The 25,989-nt window shown below is 61.9% G+C and carries 26 protein-coding genes and 5 tRNA genes (1 of these 31 running past the window's edge); 11 read left to right on the plus strand and 20 right to left on the minus strand.

Going from position 1 to position 25,989, the window contains the following annotated elements; translation table 11 throughout:
• Positions 1-606, plus strand: partial view of an HAD family hydrolase gene (locus LMT64_RS01145; protein WP_126352276.1) — the 3' portion only. Its footprint begins 228 nt before the window's first position; the window shows 606 of its 834 coding nt (coding positions 229-834); its start codon lies off the left edge, out of view; it ends in the stop codon at positions 604-606.
• Here the strand turns inward: LMT64_RS01145 and LMT64_RS01150 are convergent.
• Both LMT64_RS01150 and LMT64_RS01155 read right to left on the minus strand, forming a co-directional pair.
• Positions 567-1,439, minus strand: a complete 873-nt coding sequence (locus tag LMT64_RS01150) for an alpha/beta fold hydrolase (RefSeq protein WP_229253263.1) — start codon at positions 1,437-1,439, stop codon at positions 567-569. The genes LMT64_RS01145 and LMT64_RS01150 overlap by 40 nt on opposite strands.
• Positions 1,439-1,882: a GbsR/MarR family transcriptional regulator gene (locus LMT64_RS01155; RefSeq protein ID WP_126352274.1), complete on the minus strand. Its 444-nt coding sequence runs from the start codon at positions 1,880-1,882 to the stop codon at positions 1,439-1,441. The genes LMT64_RS01150 and LMT64_RS01155 overlap by 1 nt, the downstream gene beginning before the upstream one ends.
• A gap of 181 nt (positions 1,883-2,063) precedes the next feature.
• Here LMT64_RS01155 and uvrB point away from each other — a divergent pair, with 181 nt between their 5' ends.
• Together uvrB and LMT64_RS01165 are read left to right on the plus strand one after the other, a co-directional pair.
• Positions 2,064-4,103, plus strand: a complete 2,040-nt coding sequence (gene uvrB, locus LMT64_RS01160) for an excinuclease ABC subunit UvrB (RefSeq protein ID WP_126352273.1) — start codon at positions 2,064-2,066, stop codon at positions 4,101-4,103.
• Positions 4,100-4,363: a hypothetical protein gene (locus LMT64_RS01165; protein WP_126352272.1), complete on the plus strand. Its 264-nt coding sequence runs from the start codon at positions 4,100-4,102 to the stop codon at positions 4,361-4,363. Before uvrB ends, LMT64_RS01165 begins: the two co-directional genes overlap by 4 nt.
• An 18-nt stretch (positions 4,364-4,381) precedes the next feature.
• Here LMT64_RS01165 and LMT64_RS01170 read toward each other — a convergent pair whose 3' ends face one another.
• From LMT64_RS01170 to LMT64_RS01185, 4 genes are all read right to left on the minus strand, one after another.
• Entirely contained in the window at positions 4,382-4,558 is a 177-nt protein-coding gene (locus tag LMT64_RS01170; protein ID WP_170165997.1) for a hypothetical protein, read from the minus strand.
• A gap of 9 nt (positions 4,559-4,567) precedes the next feature.
• Positions 4,568-4,756 (minus strand): hypothetical protein, encoded by a 189-nt coding sequence (locus tag LMT64_RS01175; protein WP_126352271.1) that lies wholly within the window; start codon positions 4,754-4,756, stop codon positions 4,568-4,570.
• 330 nt (positions 4,757-5,086) lie between these two features.
• A complete protein-coding gene (locus tag LMT64_RS01180; RefSeq protein WP_170165996.1) occupies positions 5,087-5,380 on the minus strand; it encodes a hypothetical protein in 294 nt (97 codons plus the stop codon).
• Positions 5,381-5,658: 278 nt separating this feature from the next.
• Positions 5,659-5,733: transfer RNA gene (locus LMT64_RS01185), tRNA-Ala, on the minus strand.
• Between the two features lie 98 nt (positions 5,734-5,831).
• Between LMT64_RS01185 and mnmE the strand changes: the two genes are divergently transcribed.
• Together mnmE and LMT64_RS01195 are read left to right on the plus strand one after the other, a co-directional pair.
• Positions 5,832-7,163: a tRNA uridine-5-carboxymethylaminomethyl(34) synthesis GTPase MnmE gene (gene mnmE / locus LMT64_RS01190; RefSeq protein WP_126352270.1), complete on the plus strand. Its 1,332-nt coding sequence runs from the start codon at positions 5,832-5,834 to the stop codon at positions 7,161-7,163.
• 83 nt (positions 7,164-7,246) lie between these two features.
• Positions 7,247-8,509, plus strand: coding sequence for an alpha/beta hydrolase family protein (locus LMT64_RS01195; protein WP_170165995.1), 1,263 nt, complete (start codon positions 7,247-7,249; stop codon positions 8,507-8,509).
• Between the two features lie 24 nt (positions 8,510-8,533).
• Here LMT64_RS01195 and LMT64_RS01200 read toward each other — a convergent pair whose 3' ends face one another.
• The 6 genes from LMT64_RS01200 to LMT64_RS01225 form a co-directional block, all read right to left on the minus strand.
• The gene (locus LMT64_RS01200; RefSeq protein WP_126352269.1) at positions 8,534-9,172 is read right to left on the minus strand and encodes an IMPACT family protein; all 639 of its coding nucleotides are present in this window, start codon (positions 9,170-9,172) and stop codon (positions 8,534-8,536) included.
• The gene (locus LMT64_RS01205) at positions 9,169-9,762 is read right to left on the minus strand and encodes an NUDIX domain-containing protein (protein ID WP_126352268.1); all 594 of its coding nucleotides are present in this window, start codon (positions 9,760-9,762) and stop codon (positions 9,169-9,171) included. Before LMT64_RS01205 ends, LMT64_RS01200 begins: the two co-directional genes overlap by 4 nt.
• Positions 9,763-9,877: 115 nt before the next feature.
• The gene (locus LMT64_RS01210; protein WP_126352267.1) at positions 9,878-11,020 is read right to left on the minus strand and encodes a branched-chain amino acid aminotransferase; all 1,143 of its coding nucleotides are present in this window, start codon (positions 11,018-11,020) and stop codon (positions 9,878-9,880) included.
• Positions 11,021-11,144: 124 nt separating this feature from the next.
• Complete coding sequence (locus LMT64_RS01215; RefSeq protein WP_229253264.1) at positions 11,145-12,398, minus strand: aminotransferase class V-fold PLP-dependent enzyme; 1,254 nt, start codon at positions 12,396-12,398, stop codon at positions 11,145-11,147.
• Positions 12,399-12,507: 109 nt separating this feature from the next.
• Positions 12,508-14,418, minus strand: coding sequence for an ATP-dependent zinc metalloprotease FtsH (ftsH, locus tag LMT64_RS01220; protein ID WP_126352265.1), 1,911 nt, complete (start codon positions 14,416-14,418; stop codon positions 12,508-12,510).
• Between the two features lie 238 nt (positions 14,419-14,656).
• On the minus strand, positions 14,657-15,055 hold the full coding sequence (locus LMT64_RS01225; protein ID WP_211334186.1) for a hypothetical protein: 399 nt from the start codon (positions 15,053-15,055) through the stop codon (positions 14,657-14,659).
• Between the two features lie 66 nt (positions 15,056-15,121).
• On the opposite strand from LMT64_RS01225, the gene coaBC reads away from it, so the two are divergent.
• A complete protein-coding gene (gene coaBC, locus LMT64_RS01230) occupies positions 15,122-16,357 on the plus strand; it encodes a bifunctional phosphopantothenoylcysteine decarboxylase/phosphopantothenate--cysteine ligase CoaBC (RefSeq protein ID WP_126352264.1) in 1,236 nt (411 codons plus the stop codon).
• Positions 16,358-16,519: 162 nt separating this feature from the next.
• Positions 16,520-16,981: an arginine repressor gene (gene argR / locus LMT64_RS01235; protein WP_126352263.1), complete on the plus strand. Its 462-nt coding sequence runs from the start codon at positions 16,520-16,522 to the stop codon at positions 16,979-16,981.
• 17 nt (positions 16,982-16,998) lie between these two features.
• Here argR and LMT64_RS01240 read toward each other — a convergent pair whose 3' ends face one another.
• From LMT64_RS01240 to mqnP, 5 genes are all read right to left on the minus strand, one after another.
• On the minus strand, positions 16,999-18,600 hold the full coding sequence (locus LMT64_RS01240) for a sensor histidine kinase (RefSeq protein ID WP_126352262.1): 1,602 nt from the start codon (positions 18,598-18,600) through the stop codon (positions 16,999-17,001).
• 4 nt (positions 18,601-18,604) lie between these two features.
• Entirely contained in the window at positions 18,605-19,282 is a 678-nt protein-coding gene (locus LMT64_RS01245; RefSeq protein ID WP_126352261.1) for a response regulator transcription factor, read from the minus strand.
• Between the two features lie 45 nt (positions 19,283-19,327).
• Positions 19,328-19,945: a nucleotidyl cyclase domain-containing protein gene (locus tag LMT64_RS01250; protein WP_126352260.1), complete on the minus strand. Its 618-nt coding sequence runs from the start codon at positions 19,943-19,945 to the stop codon at positions 19,328-19,330.
• Between the two features lie 248 nt (positions 19,946-20,193).
• Positions 20,194-20,658 carry a hypothetical protein gene (locus tag LMT64_RS01255; protein ID WP_229253265.1) on the minus strand — a complete coding sequence of 155 codons (465 nt, stop codon included), beginning with the start codon at positions 20,656-20,658 and terminating at the stop codon, positions 20,194-20,196.
• 22 nt (positions 20,659-20,680) lie between these two features.
• Positions 20,681-21,601 carry a menaquinone biosynthesis prenyltransferase MqnP gene (mqnP, locus tag LMT64_RS01260; RefSeq protein ID WP_170165994.1) on the minus strand — a complete coding sequence of 307 codons (921 nt, stop codon included), beginning with the start codon at positions 21,599-21,601 and terminating at the stop codon, positions 20,681-20,683.
• A 94-nt stretch (positions 21,602-21,695) separates the two neighbouring features.
• On the opposite strand from mqnP, the gene LMT64_RS01265 reads away from it, so the two are divergent.
• The 3 genes from LMT64_RS01265 (at position 21,696) to LMT64_RS01275 (ending at position 22,037) form a co-directional block, all read left to right on the plus strand.
• Positions 21,696-21,772 (plus strand) — tRNA-Pro (locus LMT64_RS01265).
• Between the two features lie 21 nt (positions 21,773-21,793).
• A tRNA-Gly gene (locus LMT64_RS01270) sits at positions 21,794-21,867 on the plus strand.
• Between the two features lie 93 nt (positions 21,868-21,960).
• Positions 21,961-22,037, plus strand: a tRNA-Arg gene (locus LMT64_RS01275).
• Positions 22,038-22,177: 140 nt separating this feature from the next.
• On the opposite strand, the gene LMT64_RS01280 is transcribed toward LMT64_RS01275, so the two are convergent.
• From LMT64_RS01280 to LMT64_RS01290, 3 genes are all read right to left on the minus strand, one after another.
• Entirely contained in the window at positions 22,178-23,020 is an 843-nt protein-coding gene (locus tag LMT64_RS01280; protein WP_126352257.1) for a PSP1 domain-containing protein, read from the minus strand.
• Between the two features lie 153 nt (positions 23,021-23,173).
• Positions 23,174-23,256, minus strand: a tRNA-Leu gene (locus LMT64_RS01285).
• A gap of 37 nt (positions 23,257-23,293) precedes the next feature.
• Complete coding sequence (locus tag LMT64_RS01290; protein ID WP_229253266.1) at positions 23,294-25,255, minus strand: FUSC family protein; 1,962 nt, start codon at positions 25,253-25,255, stop codon at positions 23,294-23,296.
• Positions 25,256-25,513: 258 nt separating this feature from the next.
• Here LMT64_RS01290 and LMT64_RS01295 point away from each other — a divergent pair, with 258 nt between their 5' ends.
• Positions 25,514-25,957 carry a RidA family protein gene (locus LMT64_RS01295; protein ID WP_126352255.1) on the plus strand — a complete coding sequence of 148 codons (444 nt, stop codon included), beginning with the start codon at positions 25,514-25,516 and terminating at the stop codon, positions 25,955-25,957.
• The last annotated feature ends 32 nt before the right edge of the window (positions 25,958-25,989 follow it).

Here is a 25,989-nt window from a genome sequence, read left to right on the forward strand (position 1 = left end):
GACGAGGTGCTGTTTGAATCGCTGCTCGCTCAGGAAGTTCAGACTGCAGTGGTACAGGCACTGCTAGAGCGTGTGCCAGAGGTGGTATGTGTCAGCATTCGCGAACGTGGAGAGGGCTTTTATGCCCAGGCAGGCTACGCGGCGCTGGCCAGCCAGAGCGATCACAAGCGCGACCCTGCAACCATGAACGCGCTGTCACTGAATGAAGTTCTCTCGCAACCCTCGCTCAAGCTGGCCCTGCGTCATCCAGAGCTTTCTCCTGCCGACTTGCTCGGCGAGTTACGGGCGCTGGGGCTGAGCGGGTTTCACGCCACCCACAGCGGTGCGCCCTTTGTAGAAATGGCCGCCGCGGGCATCACCAAGGCGGCAGGTCTGGCCCAGCTGTGCGAATGCCTGGACGTGCACCAGGCAGAGGTACTGGCCTTTGGAGATGCCCCCAATGATGCAGAAATGCTGGCCTGGGCCGGACATGGTGTGGCGATGGCCAATGCCCATCCTGAGGCCAGGGCTGCTTGCTGGGCAGCGCAGGGGGGAGTAAATGCGCCGCCTGAGCGATACTTTCCCTTCTATATCGCAAGTCTGCCCAGGAAGCGCAGCAGCTCATAGGTGAAGCGTCCTGGTTGGTCGCGCTGGGTCCAATGACCCGCGCCACCAAAGATCTGTAGTTCTGCTTCTGGAATCCGCTGGGCGGCCTCTTGCGCGGAGGCGAGGGGCACACCCACATCACGGTCGCCGTGAACGAGCAGCACCGGAAGCTGTAACTCTGGCAGTCGCCCACGGAAGTCAGTTCTCAGGCCAGCGGGTTGTATTTCGTCGCGCTGAAATTGCGCGAAGGCATGGGCAGTGGCGGGGTTGGTCAGTGCTTGTTGTACCTCGGCCACCAGCTGTGGAGTAAGGGCCACATGGTTATAAATAAAGGTGCTGAGTAGTGCCCGTACCAGCAGAGGAGAGCGGGCCAACCAAGTATGCGCGCCGCCTGTGCCGGTTGGCAGGCGGGCCAGGCCCACCGCCAGCTGGTGATAGGGCGACCATTGCGCCAGACCGTATGATCCCACCAGTACCAAGGCACGCACACTGGCCGGATGTTCCAGAGCTTGCGCCAAAGCCAGCGAACCACCCATAGAAATACCAACCAATACAGGGGACGAGAGCTTTAATTCCTCCAACAGTTGGGCCAGTGCTCGGCTCAAGTTGGGCCGGGTTGAGGGCCACGCCGCGGGCGGTGACTGCCCATAGCCTGGCATATCTGGGGCAATAACGCGGTAACCCGAGGCCAGTAATGTCGGAAGGACTTCCCCCCACGACAGCCAAGCATGGTCGGTCCCACCCCCGTGCAGCAAGACCACAGGTTCACCTGTTGCAGGCCCACCAGTCAGAAGGCTAAGATGTGTGCCGTCCGGCAGGGTGTGCCATTCGCGCCGTAGCGGTAGCTCTGGCATCAGGGCCGCCGCTCCTGCCACTCACGCAGCATTACAGGAAAGAGCTCTAGCCACAGCGCATAAAAGTCGCGCATCTCTTCTAGTGCGGTAGGGTCGGCACCTTCGGGAAGGGTCTGTAAGCCTTCATCGGCCAGGCCGTGCAGGGTCTGTAACTTGCGGTTCCCCTGTTCGGTCAGGGCAGCCCAGGCGCCGGGTCGGGCCCGGTAACGTCCGGCCCGCTCGCCAGGATTGGGCACGTTCTCGCTGAGGCCCATCAGCTTGAGGTGCTGCAAGGCACCACTGATGGCAGCCCGGCTGACTTGTAACTGGCCCGCCAGCTCGGCTGGAGTGTGGCCAGTGGCAGGAGCCTGGAGCAGAGCACCCAACACCCGTCCGGTCATCCTGGGCATCCCCAGCATTTCAAGCAGCATTCCGGCGCGCTCAACAAATTGAGAATTGGGCATGCTGCCAGGTTAACAAATTTCAGAAATCAGTGAAATTTAAGATCTGATCGATTCGTGCCACCTCAGGTCTTGGGGAGAATGAAATGCACCCCGGAGTAGAGTCGGGCTTTACGTTCTAGGCGTAAACTGGAGGGATGCCCGGCTGTTCCTTCGTTCTCTCTCTCGCTGCCGAGGAGGCCCCATGTCTGTGACCCACAAAGACCGAGTCCTGCGCGTCAATTCCGAATTTCAGCCGTCCGGCGATCAGCCCACCGCCATCGCGACGGTGGTGGATGGCCTGGAAAGTGGCCTGCGCTATCAGACGCTGCTGGGCGCAACTGGCACAGGTAAGACCTATTCCATGGCCAAAGTCATTGAGGAAACCCAACGCCCGGCGCTGATTATGGCCCCCAACAAGGTGCTCACCGCGCAGCTCGCCGCCGAGTTCCGCGAGTTCTTCCCAGACAACGCCGTCGAGTTCTTCATCTCCTACTACGACTACTACCAGCCCGAAGCGTATGTGCCGGGCAAGGACCTTTTTATCGAAAAAGACGCCAGCGTGAACCAGGAAATCGAGCGTCTGCGCCACTCCACCACCCGCAGCCTATTGACCCGGCGCGACGTGATCGTGGTGGCGTCGGTCAGTGCGATCTACGGCCTGGGCGACCCGGAGGAATACACCGCGCTGAACCTGGTTCTCAAGGTGGGAGACCGGGTGGCCCGCGAAGAAATTCTGGACCGCCTGATCGGCATGCAGTACGAGCGCAACGACATTGAGCTGATGCCGGGGCGTTTCCGGGCCAAAGGAGAGATGGTGGAGGTCTGGGCCGCCTACGATGAGCAGCCCACCCGCATTGAACTGTGGGGCGACGACGTAGAGCGCATCAGCATGGTGGACCCGCTGACCGGCGACCGCAGCAGTGATCTAGACGGCACGGTGGTCTATCCGGCCAAGCACTACGTGTCAGGTGCAGGCAACGTGGAGCGGGCGATCAGCACCATCCAGGGCGAACTGGATGAGCGGCTGGAGTATTTCATGTCCACGGGCAAGCTGCTGGAGGCCCAGCGCCTCAAGGAGCGCACCCTGTATGACCTGGAGATGCTCAAGGTGCTGGGCCACTGCTCCGGCATTGAGAACTACTCGCGCCACATTGACGGACGCCGCCCCGGCGAGACGCCGTACACCATGCTGGACTACTTCCCGAGCGACTTCATTACCTTTATTGACGAGTCGCACGTGACTGTCTCACAGATTGGTGGAATGGCCAACGGCGACCGCGCCCGCAAGCAGACCCTGGTGGATCACGGTTTCCGGCTGCCGAGCGCGATGGACAATAGGCCGCTGAACCTGGACGAGTTCTGGGCCAAGACCGGGCAGGTGGTCTTCGTGTCGGCCACGCCTGGCCCTTTTGAGCGCGAGAACTCTGACCAAATCGCCGACCAGATTATCCGTCCCACCGGGCTGGTGGACCCCCCCGTGACGGTGCGCCCCATTCAGGGGCAAGTAGACGACCTGCTGGGCCGCGTCCGTGAACGGGCTGCTGTGGGCGAACGCGTGTTGGTGACCACCCTGACCAAACGCATGGCCGAGGACCTGACCGAATATCTGCTGGAAAAAGGCGTGCGGGCGCGGTACATGCACTCGGACATCGACAGCGTAGAGCGGCAGGTCATCATCCGTGATCTGCGGCTGGGTCACTATGACGTGCTGGTGGGGATCAACCTGCTGCGCGAGGGCCTTGACCTGCCGGAAGTATCGCTGGTCGCCATTCTGGACGCCGACAAGCCCGGCTTCCTGCGCTCTGAGCGTTCGCTGATCCAGACGATTGGCCGCGCCGCCCGCAACGTGAACGGCGAAGTGGTGCTGTACGGCGACAGCATCACGCCTGCTATGCAGTTTGCGATGGATGAAACAGCCCGCCGCCGTGAAAAGCAGCTGGCCTACAACGAGCAACATGGCATCACCCCGCGCACGGTGGTGAAAGGCGTGCGCAACGTGATTCGCGGCGAGGAAACGCCGGATGAGATCAGCAGCGAAAATGTCGGGGATGACCGCGACGCCCTGACCGCGCAGCTGACCGAGCTGGAACTGAGCATGTGGCAGGCGTCCGAGGATCTGGACTTCGAGCTGGCCGCGAACCTGCGCGATCAGATTCGGGCGATTGAGGCCAAGTTGCAGGGCAAGGAGTTCAAACAGGCCACTGTGCCGGGGCAGAAGGTACGGCGCAAGGGGCGGCGATGAGGCAAGCGCAAAGAAACAGGTTGGCCGAAATCCGCGCCCGCCTTCAGGCCGCCCGCCCTGGTCCCTGGGAAGCCTGGGTAGAAGGGCCAGATGACGCAGGTGACAGCTTCATACGGATATGGGACGGTGAGCGGCCCGTAGACCTCTACCTTTCGGGAGATTCTGGCCTCGTCCCAGAGACAGATTATGAATTCATCGCCCATGCCAGAGCAGACATTGAGTTCCTGTTGGGCTTGCTGGAAGAGGGTGGACCCGAATAAAACCAGCTTTGGCATAGGTTACGGAATGTTACGGGGAGTGGTGTGCAGCAGCCAGGGCCAGGGCGCAGAACCCAGCACAAAGCCCAGAAAGCCTACCTGCGCCAGCAAATCAGCGCTCTGGGCGACCCCGAACCCTTGCGCTGCGCTGAAGTGCATATTGACAGCAACGTCGCTAAGCATGAGCAGCAGCGTCATCACCACGCCCTAGCGCGGACGCCACAGCAGCAGCGCGATAATGAGTAGGTCAATAAAAGTGGGCGATGTCCAAAACGCATTTTCCAGTGTGGAAGCGTGGGTATAGGGCATCCAGCCGCCGAGCCACAGGTCACGGGCATGGTTCAGTGCGGCTCCGCCCAGGCAGATGACATACAACAGAATAAAAGTGCGGTACATGGTTATCTGCCTTCTGAGCAGGAGAGCTAAGGTAGCACCGAGCGCAGCCAGCTGCCTTTGATATGGACCTCCGCTCCATTACGACACAACCCACAAAGCACCCCTTGCGTCTCCATACCGCAGAATCCGCATTTTTTCCTACTCCCGTTGCCCCTGGATGAATCGTTGCTTTTTACGATTCATCCGGAACCCGTCTGAGCTCTAAAAGTCAAGGCTTCAGCGCAGGCCACTGCCTGTCCGTCTGCTTGAAGGTGGCACCGAACCGCAAACGGGGAGTGGGCATCAACGAAAGCCTTGCCAAAGCGGGGAAGGGGCCATCAGTCCAGAGGTTCAGACCACGATGCGCTTGAACTCTCCGTCGTCGCCACGGGCCGGCAACTGGCCGTAAGCCAACTCCTGCTCCACAACCTGCGCGGCGGCCTCGCCGTAATCGGTGGCGCTGCGTTCCTCGCCTTCGGTGGGCTGCACCACCACGTCAAAGCCGCGCATTTCACCGTCGGCGTCCTGGTGGCGCACTTCGATACGCAGCAGGCCGTCTTCCTGGCTGTGGTTTAGGCTCAGGCCATCGCGGGGGGCTTTGGTGTAGGCGGCGTCAAAGGCTTGCTGAATTTCAGTCATGTTCATGGCCCTCAGTTTGCGGCGTAGCCGGGGCGCGGGGGTGTGCCCCGATCTGAATCAATCTTTAGGGCATCAAGGAGATGTGATGTGTCCTTGACAAGCGGGGCAAAGACGTGCAGGGCAAATTAAAAGCGGTGGATACAACCTAGAGTTTCGCCGCGCAGCGTCGCCCTTCTGCGCGGACCGTGGGAGATTCTCTGGAAAAGGGACAGCGCCGGAGAACCCATCAGCCGCAAAACAAACATAAAAAACGCCGCCCTAAAGCGACGTTTCTTATTTGATCTTGGTGGAGGCTAAGAGATTCGAACTCTTGACCCTCCGCTTGCAAAGCGGATGCTCTCCCGCTGAGCTAAGCCCCCTCAGCGCTGAAGAAGCTTAGCATGCCCAGCGGAGATTTGGCAAGCCCTGGCGTGGTGGCACGGGCCAAGGGCGGACGCTGTCCGTTACTCTGAGCGCTATGACGCGCATCAGCTCCCGTTCGGGTTTATCGGATACCATCGCTGCTGTGGCCACTGCGCCGGGTCACGCGGGGGTGGGCGTGGTGCGAGTGAGCGGCCCGGAGGCGCTTGCGATTGCTGATGCGCTGTTTGCGGGGCGGCGGCGGCCCAGTCAGACGCCGGGTGGACGGTTCCTCTTTGGTGGGCTGCTGGGTGCGGGCGGCGAGCGGCTCGACGAAGGACTGTGCCTGGTGTTCCGCGCTCCACATTCCTATACCGGAGAGGACGTGGCCGAGTTTCAGACACACGGCAGCCCGGCAGTGCTGGGCGAGGTGCTGACGCGGGCGCTGGAGCTGGGCGCCCGCACCGCCCGCCCCGGCGAATTCACTTTGCGGGCGTATCTGGCGGGCCGACTGGATCTGACGCAGGCCGAAGCGGTGCTGAACCTGGTCGAAGCCGACACCGAAACGGCCCGCAAGCAGGCCACGCTGGGCCTGTCCGGGGCGCTGGGCGAGCGGGTAGACGCGGTGGCCCGTGACCTGACCCTGACCCTCTCCAGCATCGCTGCCCTGCTGGATTATCCGGATGAAGGCGTACCCGAAGAGGAGCGCCAGACTCCACTGGCCCGCGCCGAAACCGAGCTGGAAGCGCTGCTGGGGACTGCTCACGCGGGCCGGGTCGCCAATCAAGGAGCCCGCATCGCCCTGATCGGTGCCCCCAACGCGGGTAAATCCAGCCTGCTGAACGCCCTGCTGGGCTACGAGCGGTCCATCGTGACGCCGATTGCGGGAACCACTCGGGACTATCTGGAAGCGGGCCTATCGCTGGCCGGAGTGCCGGTCACGCTGGTGGACACCGCCGGGCTGCGGGATACCGAAGACATCGTGGAAGCTGCCGGAGTGCAGCAGGCCGTTCGCCTCGCCGGGGGCGCGGACGTGGTGATTACCCTGAGTGACGGCTCACAGCCGCGAGAAGCATTGCCGCTGGAACTGCCGCCGACCACCCGCGCCATTCACCTCCGGACCAAGGCCGATCTGCCTGCAGCCTGGACTGATCCGGAGGTCCTGGAGGTAAGCGCCGCGACGGGAGCGGGCCTGCCCGAACTGCGCGAACGCCTGGGCACCGAGCTGTTGGGCGATGTGTCACGCAGTGAGGCGTGGCTGGGCAGCGAGCGTCAGGCGGACGCGGCCAGGCGGGCACTGGAGCATGTGCGCCTGGCCCGCCAATTGCCCGACGACTTGGCGAGTATTGAACTGGAAGAGGCGCTGCTGGCGCTGGCCGAATTGACCGGGCGCGACGTTCAGGATGACGTGGTGGACGCAGTCTTTCGTAATTTCTGCGTGGGGAAATAGCGACAAGGTCTCTGATGTTCAGGCTCCACTGAACCATCATGCCTAACTCATCCTCTGGCTAGAGACACTTGATAGATTGAAATATGTACAAAGTCACATATGGTGTGATCCTGACGGTGGCCCTATTGGGAGCTTCAGCGCTGGCCGGTGGCGAGCAGCAGTTGGCCGTCTCAGATCCAGCTGCGCCTTCCGGTTCCACACAGATGGTGAGTATTCCGGCCTTGCCACTGACTGGCCCTGGCCTGACCCTGCCACGAGCTGCTTCGGTGGCCCATGCTCTGGAAACAGTAGACACGACCCTGACCCTGGGTGATTTTCAGAGTCCGGCGCAGTGGACCTACCCATCCCAGGCTGCTGATCCTGTGCCGGCGGTTCTGCTGATTCACGGTTCCAGCCCCGCTGATATGGACTTCACCTATACCGACCCACAGGGCAAGCCCATTTCCAGCATTTTTAAGGATATTTCTCAGGCCCTGGGTGAAGGCGGCGTAGCCAGCTTGCGCTACAACAAGCGCTACGTGAGTGGACCTGGACAGGTGAACTATGAGCGCTTTTACGGTGAGGCTGACCTGCACACCTTCCTGGCCGATGCCCAGACGGCGCTGGACGCGATGCGGAAGAATCCACGTATAGATCCGGAGCGGATTTACATCTATGGCTGGAGCGAAGGCAGTACGGTGGCCACCGAACTGGTCCGCCGTAACCCGGATGTGGCAGGCCTGATCGTGCAGGGGCCGGTGACGCTGGACTGGGATGACCTGTTTGAAGCCCAGTTGACCGATGTGCAGTTGCCCTATTTGCGTCAGGTTGCCCCTGACGGCCTGACCGAGCAGAACTTGGCCAGTGTCCTGAGCGCTCCTGGAGGCGGCCTGGTGGCCCGGAATGCAGCGTCTTTCACGTTAGATCCCAGCAGCTTCGCGGGGGGTGCCCCCAAGCTGAACCCAGTCTTTGATCAGGGGGGCGACGGAGTCGTAGATCTGGAGGGAGACTATCTCACGGGAGTGCGGAATGCATTGGCCGAACAGATCAACTCACCGCAGGGTTTTCTGAACATCTACAGTCCGGCGCGGGCCCTACCCAGTGTGACCGATCAGGCGCCTCATCTGAAAGTGCCTGTTCTGATCTTGCAAGGTGAGAACGACGCCAACACGCCCCGCCAGTACCTGACCCGCCTGACCGACGCTCTGACTAGCGCAGATGTCCCAACCACGGTGCGTATCTACCCTGGTCTGGGTCATAGCCTTGGCCCGGCTGACAGCATGATTACAGACGACTTTGCGCCGATCGCACAGGAGCCGCTGAGTGACTTGGTGGAGTGGGTCAGGGACCAGTCCGGGCTGGAATAAGGTGGGAGGCTGGCTGGCGCAAGCTTACCGCTCTGTGTCCGCCAGCCCCAGCACTGCCAGCTCGCCGTTGCCACGCATCGCGTCTTCAAAGGCCTGCGTGAACCCTTCTTGGTCCTCTGGGTAGACCTGCACGGGCAGGGTCACGCCGCTAGGGGTGTACTCCTCTTCACCCTTGGTGACGTCCCAGGTGTCCAGCAGATGATACAACGCTCCCTGGTCAGCGAAGCCTATGCTGAGGCGCAGTTGCCACCGAGGGCGCACCTCAAAGCGGGGGGCGGTCCGCAGGCACTCCGCTGCCGCCCCACCGTAGGCCCGGACCAGCCCACCCGTGCCCAGCTTGACCCCGCCGTAGTAGCGAACCACGATCACCATTACGTGCTGAACGCCCTGGCCCTCAATGGCCCGCAGGATCGGTGCGCCCGCCGTGCCGCCGGGTTCTCCGTCGTCGTTGAAGCGGTACAGCTCCCCAATCCGGTAGGCCCAGCAGTGATGGGTGGCATCCGGGTATTTGGCCCGCAGCTCGGCCAGGTAGGCCAGGGCCTCTTCGGGGGTGTCGGCGCGGCGGGCATAGGCCAAGAATTCACTGTTCTGGGCGACCTCGGCGTGCCGATAGGGCTGGGCCAGCGTGGTAAATGGCGCTGGAAGCGCGGGACCCTCAGTCACAGCAATCCTCGGCGTTGCAGCTCGGCGCGGGCCTGATACAGCACCAGAGCGCTGCTGGCGTCGTGGATCTCACCGCGTTCCAGCAGGTCGTATGCCTCCGTCAGCGGCAGACAGAAGCGCTCAATCGTTTCGGTGTCCTCATGGTGCATCTCGCCCAGGGTCACGCCCAGAGCCAGCGCCGCATAGAAGGTGACCCCGCTGATGCTGGGCTGCGGATAAAAACCCGGCAGCGCCACCCATTCTGTCGCCTGCCCGCCGACTTCCTCGCCCAGCTCGCGTACTGCGGCGTCCAGCGGCTCCTCACCGCGTTCAATGCCCCCAGCCACCACCTCAGTGATGGTGGCCCGCAGCGGGTAACGGTACTGCCGGATCAGCACGGCCTCGCCCGCCGCAGTGATAGGCAAGACAAAGACGGCCCGTGGCCCTCGGCGGCGGTACTGATAGTCGGTCTGCACGCCGCCCGGCAACTGCACACGATCTTCCCACACGGGACGAATCCCCGTGATCAGCTGGCGACTGCTCAGGGTCTGCCAGGGCTGCTCGTCGTCCTCGGTGAGGCGCGCCCAATTGGGGTGGGGCTGAAAAGGCATGGACTCAGGCTAGCAGCTTGAGGTTGCCGCCGCAGAGCATTTGCCTTGCTTAGCGCTCTGCGGCGGCAACCATGGGCCGCCCCGTGGTCGATACTCGTGTCCGCTCGCGGGGCAATTACAGCACCCGGTACATCCAGCCGTGCTTGTCTTCCAAGCGGCCATACTGGATGCCAGTCAGGGTGTCGTAGACCCACTGCGTCACGTCGCCCTGTTGCAGCTCTACTTCACCACCTTCAAAGCCTAGCTTACCGATGGGTGTGACCACGGCTGCCGTGCCGCAGGCGAACATTTCGGTGACTTCACCCGCGCGAATGTCTTCGACCAACTTGTCAAAGTTGATGCTGGTTTCCTGAACATCGCGGCCCTCGCCCCGCAGCAGCTGGATAATGCTGGAGCGGGTGCCGCCTTCAAGGATGGTGCCGGTCAGGGCGGGCGTCTGCACGCGGCCGTCCTTGCGGACCACGAAGACGTTCATGCCGCCCAGCTCTTCCAGGTTGGCTTCTTGCACGGCGTCCAGATAACAAACCTGAGCGTAACCTTTGGCCTTGGCTTCCAGCTGAGACAGCAGCGACGCGGCGTAGTTGCCGCCCGTCTTGGCAGCGCCGATGCCGCCAGGTCCAGCACGGTGGTATTCACGGGTCACCCAGATATGGACTGGCGCAAAGCCGCCCGTGAAGTAGGGTCCGCTGGGACTGGCAATGACCATGTACCGGACCGACTCGCTGGGACGAATGCCCAACCCGGCACCGTCACCGAACATAAAGGGGCGCAGGTACAGGCTGCCGCCTTCCACGCTGGGCACGTATTCCTGGTCGGCCCGGATCAGGTCCACCAGTGAGGCCATGAAGTCTTCGGCGGGTAGTTCGGGAAGGGCCATGCGCCGGGCAGAAGCTGCCAGACGCGCTGCGTTGAACATGGGCCGGAACAGCCAGACACTGCCGTCCGCGTGACGGTAGGCCTTGAGGCCCTCGAACACTTCCTGAGCGTAGTGTAGTACGTTGGCGCTGGGGTCCAGCGGAATGGGGCCGTAAGGCAGCAGTTTCGGTTCGGTCCAGCCGGTGTCGGCAGTCCAGCGAGCACTGGCCATGTGATCACTGAACTCTGCGCCAAAACGCATGTTCTGCATGATCTTTTCACGGTCAGCGGCGCTGCGGGGGTTGGAATCCTCGCCTTTCACATAGCGGCCCAGCACAGTTTCAGCGGTGGGGGCGGGCAGAGTGGCGGCGTCTTCTAGGGTGGTGGGACGGGGTGCAGTCATGGGGATCTCCTGGGAACTTCGGGGTTCCGGAATAAGGCTGTGGATGCTCAGATGAGGGAAACGCTCCACAGTGTAGCGGGCAGACCGCAGCGCTGGCCAGGTTCTGGCCTGGCCAAGGGACAGTTCAGAGCGCCTGGTCAATGTCGGCCATAAGGTCCTGCACGTCTTCCAGGCCTACCGTCATGCGGATGGTGCCAGGGCGCACGCCAGCGGCCTCACGCCGCGCTTCGGGTACGCGGCCATGTGTGGTGGTCCAGGGATGTACCACCAGGGTGCGGGTGTCGCCCAGGTTGGGGGCGATCCGCAGCAGTTGCAGCCCCTCCAGGAAGCGGGCAGGGTCCGGTACGTCGAAAGTCATGATGGCGCCCTTGCCGCGTGGCAGGTACTTCTGTGCCGTCTCGTAGGATGGGTGGTCTGGCAGGCCGCAGTAGCTTACGCTGCTGACTTTCGGGTGGCTGCTGAGCCACTCGGCCAGGGTCTGGGCTGTGACACACTCGCGGTCCAGGCGCACGCCCACCGTTTCTAGGCCCTGCGCCAGCAAAAAAGCCGAGTGCGGCGCCAGTGTCATGCCCAGTTGACTGCCTCCCAGCCAGCGTTGCCGGACGGCCAGGACGCGGTCCCCATGCAGCCCCAGCAGGCTGTGCTCGCCGCCCTCGGTAAACATGGGGTTGGCGCTCAGCTCACGGGTTGCGTTCACGCTGACGCTGCCGCCCATCACACTGCCGTGCCCGCCAGCCCATTTGGTTAGCGACTGCACGCTCATGTCGGCCCCGTGCGCCAGCGGTTGTATCAGGTAACCTGCGGCGCCCACTGTATTGTCAATGGCCAGCAGTATTCCGGCGTCATGGGCAATCTCAGCCAGCAGCTCTATGTCGGCCACGTCGCCGCTGGGGTTGGAAATCATCTCGGCCCACAGCAGGCGGGTGTTGGGCTGAATGGCAGCCCGCATCCCTTCAGGGCTGCCGTCGGTAAAAGTCGTCTCGATGCCCATCAGCGGCAGTACGTTTTGCAGCAGGCCTACCGAGCCGCCAAACAGTGTCGGTGCCGAAACGATATGGTCCCCGGCGCGGCAGACACTCATCAGTGCAGTGAAGGTGGCAGACTGTCCGCTGGCGACCGCCAGGGTGTGATCGGCCCCTTCCAGGCTGTTGATCCGCTCTTCCAGCATCCGCACTGTGGGGTTCTGCAGCCGGGCATAGCTCAGGCCACCGCCCTGGATGAATTCTTGCTGGGCTTCTTCCAGCGAGGTGAACTGAAAGGCCGCCGCCGCATGCACCGGAAAACCGATGCTCTGACCCAGGCCGCGTGGAATTGCGCTCTGTACAGCGCGGGTGGAGTAGTCCCATGGGGGTATGGTTGGCGCTTCGTCATGGCCCATGGCCTCACTGTAGTGCATGGCCCAGGCTGCTCAGTTGGCTTGGCCGGACACAGGAAACCCACAAAAAAACCCGCACCGAAGCGCGGGTGGGTAAGGGTAGAGTCGAACTTCAGTCCGTGCCAGCGGGCGCGGGTGGGATCGGAGGCATGTCGTTGCCCACCGAGAAGCCCTGGATTTCGCCTTTGACTTTGGCTACTGCGTCACGCACCACATCGCCGGTAATCAACTCCTGGCTCAGCAGGGCGTCGCTCACCTCGTGCATGGCCTGGCGGTACTCGCTGACGATCTCGCGGGCGCGGTCATAGGCCCGGCTCAGGATACGCTTCACGTCCTCGTCCACCAGCTGCGCGGTGTGCTCGGAGTAGTTGCGGGTCTTGGCCATGTCTTCGCCCAGGAAGACCGGGCCGCCGCTGTCGGGGTTCAGGGCCATGTTCGCGAAGTTGTCGCCCATGCCCCACTCCAGCACCATCTTGCGGGCCATGTTGGTCGCTTTGCGGAAGTCGTCGGCGGCTCCACTGGTCACACTGCCCATAAAGACTTCTTCGGCGGCGCGGCCACCCAGGGCCACGACCAATTGGTTTTCCAGCTTTTCCTTGCTCATCAGCACGTTTTCTTCGGGCAGATAGAAGGCGGCGCCCAGCGCCCGGCCACGCGGGATAATGCTGACCTTTTGGAGTTTGTCGCTGCCGGGAATCACGGCGGCGGTCACGGCATGTCCAGCCTCGTGGTATGCGATCGCTTTTTTCTCCGTGTCGCTAATGGTGAGTGAGCCGTTTTCCAGCCCCAGAGTAATCTTGTCCAGGGCGCGGTAAAAGTCACTCATGCCGATCTGCTGCTTGCCGATACGGGCGGCTTCCAGCGCCGCTTCATTGGCCACGTTCTTGAGGTCGGCGCCGCTGAAATAAGGGGTGGACTTGGCAATCTCTTCCACGTTCACGTCTTCAGCCAGTGGCTTGTTGCGCAGGTGCACCTTGAGGATCGCCTCACGCTCCTTGAGGTTGGGCAGATCAATCGTCACCTGACGGTCAAAGCGGCCAGGACGCAGCAGCGCCGGGTCCAGGACATCAGGGCGGTTGGTCGCGCCCAGCACGATGACGTTGCTGGCCTTATCGAAACCGTCCATCTCGCTCAGGATCTGGTTGAGGGTCTGCTCACGCTCGTCGTGTCCGCCACCGATGCCAGCGCCACGCTTGCGCCCGATGGAATCAATCTCGTCAATGAACATGATCGCGGGGGCATTCTTGCGGGCGTCTTCGAACAGGGTCCGTACGCGGCTGGCCCCTACGCCGACGAACATTTCCATGAACTCGGAGGCGCTGACGCTGAAAAAAGGCACGTCGGCTTCACCGGCGATGGCGCGGGCCAGCAGGGTCTTACCGGTTCCGGGAGGGCCGACCAGCAGCACGCCCTTGGGAATCTCGGCACCGATCTGGTGGTACTTGCCAGGATTCTTAAGGAAATCCACGACTTCCATCAATTCTTTCTTGGCTTCCTCATGGCCGGCTACGTCAGTAAACTTGGTTTCGACCTTATTTTCCTTGCCGTACTTTTTGGCCTTGCTCTGGCCGAACTGCATCATGCCGCCCTGCGAGCTCTGGGCGCGAATAAAGAAGAAGTAGATCAGCGCGCCGAACAGAATCAGCGGCAACAGGCTCAGGACGATGTTGAGCCACTGGCTGGGTTCGCGGAAGTTGACGGTGACGCCCTGCTCACGCAGCGCTGGGATCAGTTCATCGTCACGCACTGCCGAGCTGGGTGAGAGCTGCACAGTGACGCCCTCGACTTCGCGCTCCTGCGCCTGGGCACCAGAAGGGGTATCCACGGTCACGGAGGTCGGGCCGACCAGGTCCACTGTGGCCCGTGAACCGACAATATCTACCCGCTCGACGCGGTCAGCGTTCAGCAGATCCTGAAATTCGGAATAATTGACTGTGGGCCGCCCGACGTTGGCCGTCTGTGAGTACATCATCATCAGCGCCAGCACGAACAGGACGATCAGCCAGGGATTGAGCTTTTTCAAAAGAGAAACCTCGGAGGTCTGAGAAGTGAAAAGGGGGCATGGATTCCCACTGGGAGGGCAGCGGCTTTGCCGCCTGGTCCATGCGATATGCCGCTTCAGGGCAGTTGGGTCAGTCTACCAAGGTGCAGTTACAGAGATAGAGGTAAAAAATACCCCGCTGCACCGGATCGCCTGAGCCATTTCTTAACCGACATGGTTCTGGGCAGACAACTGATGCGGGGTAAGCAGGCCAGCAGACTCAGCGCCGCGGGGTTGGCCCTGATGAAACATTCGCTTCGGTCGGCGTGCCTTCTGGGGGCACGGTTCCCTGATCCCCAAGTAGAGGATTGGGCCGCAGACCGCTTTGATCAGGGGCAGGCTGGGCGGGCCTGAAGGCCGGGGCTTCTTGGGCCGTGAACTCACCGCGTTCCGACTGTGGAACCGGGGGGGCTTGTTCGGCCTGGGTCTGGGCATTTTTCATCCAGCCATAAGACCGGATGGCATCTACCATCAGCCAGATGGCGACCGCGCCCCACAGTGCGGTGGGCAGCCAGTTCTCCGCCATGGCGTAGCGGTAGGCCGGAATCAGGGCCAGCACACCCAGCAGCAGGCTGAAGTAAAAGACGATATGGGGAGGTGGGCGGCGTTTGCCGAGCATGGAAGCAGTGTAGCGCCCGACTTCTCACACTCCCCGTACACGGCCCGCCCCCGTAGACTGGGGGCCATGAGTGCCCCTACAGACATTCCTCAGGTTCTGGTGATGGTCAGCGGCAGTGTGGCGGCCATCAAAGCCCCGGCCACGCTGCGGCGCCTGCGTGAGCAAGGAGTGCAGACTGGGGTGATCGCCACCCAGGCCGCCCTGCACTTCGTGACCGAGCTGAGTCTGAGTACTGCTGGAAACTGCCGGGTCGCCACTGACCAGACCTGGTTTGCGCCGCAGCCGCAGGCGCAGCACCTGACCCTGGCCCGCTGCGACGCGGCTGTGATCGTAGGGGCGGGGGCGGACGCCCTGGCCCGCGCCGCGCAGGGCCGTGCCGAAGACTTGCTGAGTGCCACGCTCCTCAGCGTGCGGGCGCCAGTGCTGTGGGTCCCGGCCATGAATGAGGCGATGTGGCAGCACCCCGCAGTGCAACGCAACGTCGCGCAACTGCGGGCAGACGGGCATCATTTCCTGGGACCAGTCTCCGGGGCCTTCGGGACTGCTGGTGAGGGAGCCGGCATGGGCCGCATGGCTGAGCCTGAAGACATTGCAGCGCAGGTGGTGGAGCTGCTCAACCCGTCACAGTCCACCAAGCAGGATATGGCTGGCCTCAAGGTCGTCGTTTCGGCAGGACCGACCCGCGAATACCTGGACCCAGTGCGCTTTATCAGTAATCCCAGTTCTGGCAAGATGGGTTTCGCGGTTGCTCAGGTGGCCGCCAGTCGCGGGGCTGAGGTGGTGCTGGTGAGCGGTCCGGTGAACATGTCCACGCCCACCGGAGTGAGACGCCGTGATGTGGAAAGTGCCCTGGACATGCAGCGGGCTGTAGAAGAAGCTGCCGCTGCCGCTGACCTGGTGGTCATGACCGCTGCCATTGCCGACTACCGTGCCGCCGACCTCAAGACCGAAAAAGAGGCCAAGGGAGGTGAGACCAAAACCATTGAACTGGTCAAGAACCCAGATATCCTGGCGGGGCTGGGTGAGAAGAAGGGTGAGCGTGTACTGGTGGGATTTGCAATGGAGACTCACGCTGGGGTAGAGCGGGCCGCTGACAAGGCGCGGCGTAAAAATGCCGATTTCATTCTGCTGAATTACCCGACCCAGGAGGGTACGGCCTTTGGCAGCGACGATAACCAGGTGACGCTGGTCCGTGCTGACGGCAGCTCGCAGCCCTGGCCGCGCCTGAGCAAACTGGAGGTGGCCCGGCGATTGCTGGACGAGGCGCTTGAAATTCACCGTCAGCGGGTGGGTGACCGGTAGCTGTTTTCAACACACGGCTTTTGCCTTGAGGGGGTAGACCGCACCAGTGCAGCGCGCCTGCGCTACACTGGCCGACGCGTGGCGCGCTGGGGTCGTGAACTGCCCTGCATAGTAGGACGGATGTCTGTAGATTTATTCAAACAATCTGCATAAAATAACAATGTGTTATCCAAAGACCAACGTCAGCGACTGATTCAGGACATCATCACGCGTGAAAGCATCTCCACACAGGCCGAGCTGGTTGAGCGTCTGCGCTCCGATGGCATTGCCGTGACCCAGGCCACCGTCAGCCGCGATATCAATGAGTTGCGGCTGGTCCGGCTGCCGGTGGGAAAGGGGCGTCACCGCTACGCTCTGGCCAATGTTCAGAGTGAACTGGACCTGACCGACGAAATTACCCGTTTATTTCAGAATTTTGTCCATGACATTGACCATGGCGAAAATATCCTGGTGATCAACACGGCTGAGGGTCATGCCAGCGGGGTGGCGCTGATGCTGGACCGCCTACGCCGCGACGACATCGTGGGGACCCTGGCCGGTGAAAACACCATCTTATTGGTGGCCCGTACCACCGCCGAGGCCGAAGCGCTGGTCGAAGAGTTGCACGAAATCATGATGGGCTGAGTACCCGACTCCCTGGGTTACGGAATATCTTCCTCATCCAGGGTGGGGATGTTGCCGATGGGGAGTTCGACATAGGCCTGGGTGCCCTGTCCAGCCTGACTTTCCAGCCAGATGCGTCCTTTATGCGCTTCGACAATAGAGCGGGCAATGCTGAGGCCCAGACCAGCGCCGCCCCGGTCACGGCTACGCGAATCTTCCAGGCGGTAAAAGCGGTCGAACAGCTTCTCCAGCTGATCAGGCGCGATGCCAGGGCCATTGTCGCGCACACTCAGCCGCACATAACCAGGCTTAGGGACTTCAGAGCGCAGGTCAATATGCTTGGCTCCGGCCTTGAGGGCGTTGGTGATCAGGTTGTTGAGCACCTGCCGCAGACGGTCGGGATCAGCCTCAAATGCGGTGTCCTGGCCGCTGACCCGCAGCACCGCATTCTCAGCATCGGCCAGCGGGGACAGTTCACGTACGATTTCATGCAGAAAGATCTGGGCGAAGACAGGTTGCAGCCGCATGGTCAGTACACCGCCGTCAGAGCGGGCCAGCTGCAGCAGGCTGCCGATCAGATCGGTCATACGCTCCGATTCACGCTGAATAATCGCCACGCTCTCACGCTGTTGCTGATCCAGTTCGGTGCGGCGCAGCAGGTAGGTGGCATGCCCGCCGATGGCTGTGACCGGAGTGCGCAGCTCGTGGCTGGCATCACTGGTAAAGCGGCGCTGGGTTTCAAAGCTCTCTTCCAGACGCTCCAGCATTCGGTTAAAGGCCACCGCCAGGGCCTGCACTTCGTCATTGGAGTGTGGCATAGGTACGCGGGCAGTCAGATTATTCGAGTCGATACTCTCGGCTGCCCGCCGAACCGCGTAGAGTGGGCGCAGTGCCAATCCAGAGAGGGCAAAGGCCCCAAATGCCGCCAGGAAGCTGCCTACCAACAGCAGGCCCAGCATGATGATCTGAAGCCGGGCCAGCGTACGGTTCATGTTGCTCAGGCTGCGCCCCACATAGGTGATGGTCAGCATGTCCTGCGGAGGTGCATCTGCCGTGAGCTGCAAGGGGAGGGGGGTGAGCGCCACCAGCACCCGCATAGGCTCAGGGTCTGAGAATTGAGGCCGCACCGAGCGGTTGATCAGAATCTGGCGGCTGGGTGATTCCAACAACTGGCGCAGTTCATCCTGTGAAAGGGTCAGTGGCTCGGCAGGATCAATTCCCACCGGGCGTAGCCTTAGGGCGCCAGTTTGCTTCTTTACCCAGTCCAGCAGCGCTTGCTCACCGCCTTCGGCTCTGGCAGTCGCCCAATCGGCACTCAGATCTTGCGTCTGGGAGCGGGGAACCACCGGATCAATTTGAAGCACCGATGACGGAAAGCGGCTACGGGCCTCCGCCAGACCACTATTGCCTGCCCCCGTGCCGTCTTCCAACTCCAGCTTCAACTCTGGTGAGAGGGTCACAAACTGTGCATAGGTATCGGCCAAATCGGCTTCCAGGGACCGTTCCAGATCCTGGCGCATCAACTGCTGTACGGTCACTGTCGCCAGCAACAGCAAAACGACCAGCAGCCCGGTATAAAAGTAGGTCAGCCGCTGCCGGAGTGATTTGGCACTCCAGCGCCCGCGTAGGCCTGGCAGCATGGCGTTATTCTTCGCGCAGCACGTAACCGACTCCGCGCACGGTATGGATCAGGCGCCGCTCTCCGCCCTCTTCCAGCTTACGGCGCAGGTAACCGATATAGACATCCACCACATTACTGCCCCCGGTGTACTCCGGCCAGACCTTTTCCTCAATCTCAAAGCGCGAAAAGACCTTGCCAGGATTGCGGGCCAGCAGTTCCAGCAGCTCGAATTCCTTAGCGGACAGTTCCACGCGGCGGCCACCCCGGAAAATCTCGCGGCCATCCAGATTCATAACCAGATCGGCCACCCGAACTTCGCCAGTCACGGCAGGATTCACGCGGCGCAGGTGAGCACGCACGCGGGCCAGGAGCTCCTCTATCGAAAACGGTTTGATCAAGTAATCGTCGGCGCCGCTGTCCAGGCCCTCGACTTTGTCCTGAATACCGTCCTTGGCGGTCAAAATAATAATCGGTGTGTTGCTGGTCTTCCGAATGCGGCGGGCGACTTCCAGGCCGTCCAGCACGGGCAGCATCAGATCCAGAACCACCAGGTCAGGGGCAACTTCACGGAACTTGCTCAGGCCGGTGACACCGTCATAGGCCACATCCGTGCTGTACCCTTCCGCTCCCAGTTCCAATTCGATGAAGCGGGCAATTTCTTTCTCGTCTTCAATCACGAGAACCAGTGGCTTACGTTCCATACCCGCCAGTGTAGTCCGGTTCTCATGAGAAGGGGGGGTTGGGCCTTAACCTGCTTTCATCTGGCCTGCACCCATGGTGTGGGCAGTGCGCAATCTGAAAAAGCCCAGTTCGCCGCCGCACTGCTTGGCCTCAAAACCCTTGAGTGGTGGGAGCGACAGAGGTGAAAGCACGCTGTCCTGCCCGCCAGGGTCATGTTCCAGTCCGGCAGCCACCTGGGAGCACATCAGGGTTTCGCCAGGCTGCGCTGCGCTACAGAGGCGCTGTGCCAGATGCAGGGGAACCCCGCAGAGCCGTGGCTGATCGCCTGGCAGGGCCATAAGTGCTCCGGCGGCCAGACCTGCCCGCAGGTTCAGTTCTACGTTCAGCTGTTCGGCAAACGGTAGGCCTCGCGCCAGGCTGTGGGCTTGATGCGCTGCACTCACGGCAGCGTCGGCCTGATCCTGAGGCCAGCAGGCCAGGGCTGCGTCGCCCTGGAGTGGCTGCACCCAGCCTCCCCAGCCCCAGAGCAGGTCCAGGGTGGCGGTGCTCCATTCACCCAGAACTTCACTCCAGAGTCCCAGGGGCAGGTCCTGCACCAGCTGCGTCGAGCCGACCAAGTCGAGAATCAGGACGCAATACCGCTGCTCCTGAGGCATATGGATGGGGGGAAGCGTCAGATACATGAGGGCCTCCGGAGCTGGGGAGAGCTGGGGAAACCGTGCATTGGAACTGTTCCAACACGGACATTTCTCCTATTGTAAGAGACATGAGGAATGAATGAAAGTCCTCCTCAATCTTAGACCTCACTTGGTCGGTCTTGGCTTGTCCTTCCATGAGAGACAGCCCGATTTCAAGCCCGTTTATGCGCTGAGCGAGCAAGGCATACATGAACGAATAGGTCTACTCAAAGTGACCTACTCATGTTGTGGTTTCAGAGCACGAAGCCGTGCAGGGGAGAAAGTGTTTCAAAGTGCACCCAATCGCCAGGTTGGGCGTCGAGACGCCAGCACCCCCGTGGGTAGGGCGGTAATGCCGGGCGACTCAGCACCAAGGGTAGACCCGCATCGACCACCGTGACGCGGCGGTTCTGGGCGATCACTTGTCCCATGCCACGCAGGGCAGATCTTCCCACAGCTTCAGCCCAGGTCTGCTCGGGTTCTCCGGGAATCATCACACTGGTCAGCTGTGGATTGATCAAGCCATGCACGACGACCCGCCCAGGACCTGTAGGCAGATAGAGCCCACAGCGGTCCAGCAGATAGATGACCAGATCGCCACAGGCAAACTCCAGCAGCGGCGAGCCTTCCGGTTGGGGCAGCAGTAAACCCTGCGCCGCGTACTGGGCATAGGCCTCCGCGAAATCGGCGGGGGAAGTTTCCAGCGCAGCTTCTAGCATGTCCGTCCCTCTGCCTGTATGGTCATCCCGTCACCGTCCGCCAGGTCACGTCGGCTACCACACCCAAGAGCATCGTGAGGGCCAACCACATATTGGCATCGAAAAAAGCCACGTTGGCGCGGGTCAGGTCATCCGGGCGAATGATGGCGTGCTCGTACCAAAGAATGGCCCCCATCACGGCGGCAGCCAGGTAGTACCAACCACTGGCTCCCACCGACCAGCCCACTGCCAGCAGCAGAATGAAGGTCAGTGCATGGCTCCACTTGGCCATCTGCAGCGCACGCGGAATCCCGAAACGGGCCGGAATACTCTTGATGCCGTTTTGGCGGTCAAAGTCATGGTCCATCGTGGCATAAATGGTGTCCAGGCCGATCATCCAGAAGATGACCACCGCCCAGAGCAGCCAGGCCGGTAGTGCGAAGGCTCCGGTAACTGCGATCCAGCCGCCTGCTGCCGCCGCGCCATCGGTGATGCCCAGCCAGGCGTGACACAGCCAGGTAAACCGCTTGGTGTAGGAGTACCCAATCAGGAAAATGACGGCGATGGGCATCAGGGCGACCGCCAGCGGATTAAGCTGCCAGGCGGCCAAGAGGAGCACAGCCAGGCTGACCAGCACTAAGGCCCAGGCGGCCTGCGGCGACACCTTGCCGGCTGGAATCTCGCGGCTTGCTGTACGTGGGTTACGGGCGTCAATAAAACGGTCGATCACCCGGTTGGCACCCATGGCAGCGGTGCGGGCCGCCGCCATGGCCACCGTGACCCACAGCAGCACTTCCCAGCCAGGCCAGCCAGTTCCATCCTGCCAGGAGGAGGCCAGCAGCATCCCCGCATAGGCGAAGGGAAGGGCAAACACCGTATGTTCGAACTTGACCAGCTCCAGAAATTGCCGGGGGGTGTTTTGGGGGTCGCTGGTATGGGTAGTGGGGGACAGGGGCGAGCTCACGTCGGAGCAATCATAGTGCCTGAGGTGATCTGAACCATGACCCCCCTTCACAAACTGAGAAAGTCTGCTATAGTACCGAGCGCGCAAGGGAAGGCGAGGCGTAGCGCAGGCCGGTAGCGCACTTGGTTTGGGACCAAGGGGTCGCAGGTTCGAATCCTGTCGCCTCGACCAACACTCCCTTGCACAACTTAAGCGGGATTGGTGTAGTGGTAGCACAGCAGCCTTCCAAGCTTCTGGCCTCGGTTCGAATCCGTGATCCCGCTCCAATACGGCTCCCTTCAGGGAGCTTTTTTTGTGTTGCCTTTTGCCCTGGCCCAGAGCCTGCGCTATCATGACCGCGCTCAATTCAGGCCAAGATTGCACCCTTAGCTCAGCTGGATAGAGCAACCGCCTTCTAAGCGGTCGGTCGTAGGTTCGAGTCCTACAGGGTGCGCCAGAAAAAACCCCGTTGAGAAGCGGGGAGTTTTATTTTTGGTGGTGTGGGTGAGATCGGTGGAAGTGGCCTACGTGCCCAACCGGAAGTCAGTAACTGAGGTTGTCCTGTTCAAGGATGAGGCTCGGTAGCTTCTTGAACGGTCAACGCTCCCGCTTGCCAGAGCTCTGCGCATCACTGCGCCCTGGTTTGCCGCGTTGTATTTCCAGTTCACTCACCGGAACCCCAGCCAGCAGGCCCGATTCGGTCGCCAGGTCCACCTGGGCCGCCAGTGGGTGAAGTTTGATCACCTTGCCGCAAGCACCACTGCCGGTATGGCAAGCACGGCTGCCTTTGCGGGGCAGGTCGCGCAGCAGTTCATTGTACATATCGTGCTCGTACTGCAAGCAGCACATCAGCCGCCCGCATGGGCCGCTTAGCTTGTCGGGATTCAGCGGCAACTGCTGGTCACGCGCCATACGAATGGTAATCGGCGGCAACTCCTGCAAGAAGCGACTGGAGCAGTTCTCGCGTCCACAGGCCCCCAGTGCGCCCAGCACCACGGCCTGCTCACGCGCCCCAACGGCCATAAAGTTCACGCGGGCTGGGGTAAATGAGCGCACTTCGCTGATCAGGCCGCGCAGGTCCAAGCGTTCTTCGGCGGAATAACTGAGCGTGACCAGTGATTCGTCCAACGTGAATTCCAGTTGCACGATCTTGACTTTCAAACCCAGGCTGCGGGCGTGGGCCCGCAAAGCCCACTTGAGGTCTTCAGCCAGCTGGGCCAGGTGGGCTGCCGCCGCCAGATCTTCGGGGGTTGCCTCCCGCAGAAGCTGACCGGCAGGTTGTTGCTGCGCCTGTGGGTGGTCGGAGGGGATCTCGCCGCGCGTTTCGGCCAGTTCAGGGCCACGCTGACTCAGGACCACCACCGGCGTCCCACTGGGGTACGTCTGGTCACTGGTCACGGGGCATAAGGCCGGGCTGCGGGAGTACCTGACAAACTGCATCTTTCTCTAGCATGCCACGCCGGGGCAGTGAGGCCCAAAGGTCAGGTGACATTGCGTGTGAGGTCTTGCCGCAGTACTGGTGAGCCAGGCGTCAGAGCCCTGCCGGAACAAAAAAAAGACCCCGGTGAGGGGCCAAGGCAAAGTTGCCAGTGATGGTGCCAGCGGGGGGACTCGAACCCCCACGGTTTCCCGCTTGATTTTGAGTCAAGTGCGTCTACCAATTCCGCCACGCTGGCTGGGCACTAGGGAGTCTAACGCCCACTTGCGGCGCGGTCAACTCCGCTGAAGCAGGGGGCGGAGCGCAGGACGTCTGCGCTGCAGCTCGGTCAATCGCTGTTTCAGGTCGTTCAGCTCCCGACGGGCAGAAGCTGTAGAGGGGTTTTTAGACTGCAGGGCACTGTGCAGGCCTACGGCTTCGGCGGCCAGGCTTTCAAGTTCTTCCAGCTGTTCGAATGGATCCTGTTCCGTCTGGCGATTCTCCAACGTGTCCCAGATTGGCTCGGTACGGCTGGCCTGGGCGATCTGTGCGGCGTGGCGGAACTTGGCCCCCATCCGGAGCAGGGCACGGCGCAGCTCGTCGGCGTCGGCGTGACGGGCCTGAGCATCGTCACTGGCATCTTCCCGCCCATCCAGAACCTGTCCCAGCGATTCCAAAAAGTCACACAGCGCCTCGGCAGCCTTGTGGTAGCGCCGGGGCAGCGAGCGTACCTGCCAGTTGGGCCAGAGATGATAGGCGATCACCGCTGCCAGGACGCCCAGAGCCGTCAGCCACATCCGCTCCGGCATGGCCACTTCAACCTCCCAGCTGTTCAGCGCCGCAAAGCTGTAGACCGTGAAGCCCAGTGTGACCGCCAGGTATCCGGCATTCAGCGTAGCAATCACCAGGAAGCTGGACAGCAGCAGAATGGCTGCTGAGGTCTTATCAGACAGACCGATCACCTCTTGCAGCAGCAAGATCAGTGCCAGGGCGGCCAGGGTACCGGCCACCCGCGCCACCCCGCGGGTCAGCAACTGCTGGTAGTCCGAGGTGAAGATCAGCGCAAAGGTCATGACCAGCAAGGAGCTGTTCTCCCACGGCAACAGGTGACTGACATAGGTCAGCACTCCGATGGCGAGGCCATAGTACGCTGCGAACTGTACGCCGTGCGGATCATGCCAGGGCCGCGTCAGTTCCCGCCAGATCCGTTCCAGCGCACGCCGCTGCACGCTGAGGCCGGTATCGAATCCGGTGTGCAGGTGCGCGGCGGCCCGCAGCACACTCTTGGCTTCGCCTTCCAGGCCACTGGGGCTTTCAGCCAGGGCGGCTTGCCAGGCCTGCCAGTCGTCTGCGCTCAGCCGTGCCGTTCCGGATTCAATGCTCCCGGCAAAGTCCTCTAGGAGTTCGGCCAGGTGGTCAGTGACTTTGGTGAGTTGCTGCTGCTGCGGCGTTGGGTCATCCTCATCCACTCCGCCGTGGGCTTCCAGCCAGCGGGCTGCGCAGACCCCGTAGCCGGTCAGTGCAGCGTCCAGGTCGTACAGGGCGTCCAGCAGCCAGGTCAGTTCACGCTGCTGTGTCTGCCAGTGCGAGTGATACCGTTCGACGGTGATCACCTGTGCCTGGGCCAACGCGTCGCTGTGGTGCAGCATCAGCCCTGGGCGGGGCTGACCCGGCAGCTGGCGTACGCTGGCCGCCACATCGCGGTAGACGCCTGCAATCTGCTCACGTTCAGGTTGCATGGGTGGCAGCGACCACATCCAGTTCAGATAAAACATTTGCAGCAGCCCCCCAACCACAATGGCCAGGCCATGCGACCACCACAGCTCGGCAGGCAGGCTCTGTGACGCGTAGGACACCATGTACGACACGCTGATCGTTGCCAGCGACACGTACAGCGGGTTGGCCGCCGCAATCATGGCAAAGCCGAAGGCGAAGACGCCCACCACGGCCGCCGCCAGCAGCGCTTGTTCACCCACCAGCAGCCCCAGCGCCACCGACAGGCCCAGCATGCCAGTCATCATCAGCAGGGCGCGGCCACGGGTGCGCGACGGTCCCCCCACTGAAGCGATCCCGGCCATTAGCGCACCCGCTGCGGCGGCCAGAGCCAGCGGTTTGCCCAGGGGGCCCAGGGTGTTCCAAACCACCAGATATACCAGGGCAATGCCCACGGCTTCGCGCAGGGCCGGCCAGGGGGTAAGGTGGCTGCGCTGGACCGTGAGGGCTTGTTGCCACAGCTGCCGGGTGAAGAGTCGGTTCATGGGGCGTGACCTCCTGTCAGGTTGGGGGGTGTCCCTGACTGCGTCATTGTGCAGAACTGTAGGTCCTATAAATGATGACGGACTGATGAAGGCCTAAAGCGACTCCTCAGATGCCAGGGAGGAGGGCCACCCAGGAGTCGGGGTTTTCACTGAAAAGATGTGACTCAGCTGAGGGTCCTGGGCGGCGAAATGAGTTCCCCACTGAGCGAACTTCAACTGAAGCGGTGGCAGTGGTTCTGCCCTTGTTACGGTGGGGATATGAAAAAATTCATTCCACTGACTCCCTTTTGGTTGCTCCCGGGTGCCCTGGCAGGCGGAAGTGCTGCGCCCTTGCCTGCACCACAAATTGTCCACACCCCCGCCAGCGGAGACGCACCTTTGTCTGACTCGGTGCAGGTGGGAAATACCCTCTATCTGTCCGGCAAGTTGGGGCTAGATGCTCAGGGCAAACTGCCGGAAGGGGTGCAGGCCCAGACCCGTCAGGCCATTCTGAACATGCAGGCGTCGCTCGCCAAGCGGGGATTTACCCTGAACGATCTGGTGAAGTGCACTGTGATGCTGGCCGATATGAATGACTTTGCGGCGATGAACGAGGTGTACCGCGAAATGATGCCACAGCCTTATCCGGCTCGCTCGGCGCTGGGAGTCAGTGGCTTGGCACTGGACGCAGCAGTAGAAATCGAGTGTATGGCTGCCCACTGACGGCACTGAGTCTGAACTCCAGAACACCACCT

The sequence above is a fragment of the Deinococcus radiophilus genome (genome assembly GCF_020889625.1).
Lineage (GTDB): Bacteria > Deinococcota > Deinococci > Deinococcales > Deinococcaceae > Deinococcus > Deinococcus radiophilus.

Excerpts from the sequence above, each read along its gene's own strand:
- LMT64_RS01205 (WP_126352268.1), bottom strand. The coding sequence starts at position 9,762 with ATGCCTTTTCAGCCCCACCCCAATTGGGCGCGCCTCACCGAGGACGAC.
- LMT64_RS01180 (WP_170165996.1), bottom strand. The coding sequence starts at position 5,380 with ATGAACATGACTGAAATTCAGCAAGCCTTTGACGCCGCCTACACCAAA.
- uvrB (WP_126352273.1), top strand. The coding sequence starts at position 2,064 with ATGTCTGTGACCCACAAAGACCGAGTCCTGCGCGTCAATTCCGAATTT.
- coaBC (WP_126352264.1), top strand. The coding sequence starts at position 15,122 with ATGAGTGCCCCTACAGACATTCCTCAGGTTCTGGTGATGGTCAGCGGC.
- LMT64_RS01245 (WP_126352261.1), bottom strand. The coding sequence starts at position 19,282 with ATGGAACGTAAGCCACTGGTTCTCGTGATTGAAGACGAGAAAGAAATT.
- LMT64_RS01240 (WP_126352262.1), bottom strand. The coding sequence starts at position 18,600 with ATGCTGCCAGGCCTACGCGGGCGCTGGAGTGCCAAATCACTCCGGCAG.
- LMT64_RS01170 (WP_170165997.1), bottom strand. The coding sequence starts at position 4,558 with ATGACGCTGCTGCTCATGCTTAGCGACGTTGCTGTCAATATGCACTTC.
- mnmE (WP_126352270.1), top strand. The coding sequence starts at position 5,832 with ATGACGCGCATCAGCTCCCGTTCGGGTTTATCGGATACCATCGCTGCT.
- LMT64_RS01225 (WP_211334186.1), bottom strand. The coding sequence starts at position 15,055 with ATGCTCGGCAAACGCCGCCCACCTCCCCATATCGTCTTTTACTTCAGC.
- LMT64_RS01150 (WP_229253263.1), bottom strand. The coding sequence starts at position 1,439 with ATGCCAGAGCTACCGCTACGGCGCGAATGGCACACCCTGCCGGACGGC.
- LMT64_RS01255 (WP_229253265.1), bottom strand. The coding sequence starts at position 20,658 with ATGCTAGAAGCTGCGCTGGAAACTTCCCCCGCCGATTTCGCGGAGGCC.
- LMT64_RS01295 (WP_126352255.1), top strand. The coding sequence starts at position 25,514 with ATGAAAAAATTCATTCCACTGACTCCCTTTTGGTTGCTCCCGGGTGCC.
- LMT64_RS01280 (WP_126352257.1), bottom strand. The coding sequence starts at position 23,020 with ATGCAGTTTGTCAGGTACTCCCGCAGCCCGGCCTTATGCCCCGTGACC.
- LMT64_RS01215 (WP_229253264.1), bottom strand. The coding sequence starts at position 12,398 with ATGGGCCATGACGAAGCGCCAACCATACCCCCATGGGACTACTCCACC.
- LMT64_RS01155 (WP_126352274.1), bottom strand. The coding sequence starts at position 1,882 with ATGCCCAATTCTCAATTTGTTGAGCGCGCCGGAATGCTGCTTGAAATG.
- LMT64_RS01250 (WP_126352260.1), bottom strand. The coding sequence starts at position 19,945 with ATGTATCTGACGCTTCCCCCCATCCATATGCCTCAGGAGCAGCGGTAT.
- LMT64_RS01210 (WP_126352267.1), bottom strand. The coding sequence starts at position 11,020 with ATGACTGCACCCCGTCCCACCACCCTAGAAGACGCCGCCACTCTGCCC.
- LMT64_RS01290 (WP_229253266.1), bottom strand. The coding sequence starts at position 25,255 with ATGAACCGACTCTTCACCCGGCAGCTGTGGCAACAAGCCCTCACGGTC.
- LMT64_RS01165 (WP_126352272.1), top strand. The coding sequence starts at position 4,100 with ATGAGGCAAGCGCAAAGAAACAGGTTGGCCGAAATCCGCGCCCGCCTT.
- LMT64_RS01195 (WP_170165995.1), top strand. The coding sequence starts at position 7,247 with ATGTACAAAGTCACATATGGTGTGATCCTGACGGTGGCCCTATTGGGA.
- LMT64_RS01175 (WP_126352271.1), bottom strand. The coding sequence starts at position 4,756 with ATGTACCGCACTTTTATTCTGTTGTATGTCATCTGCCTGGGCGGAGCC.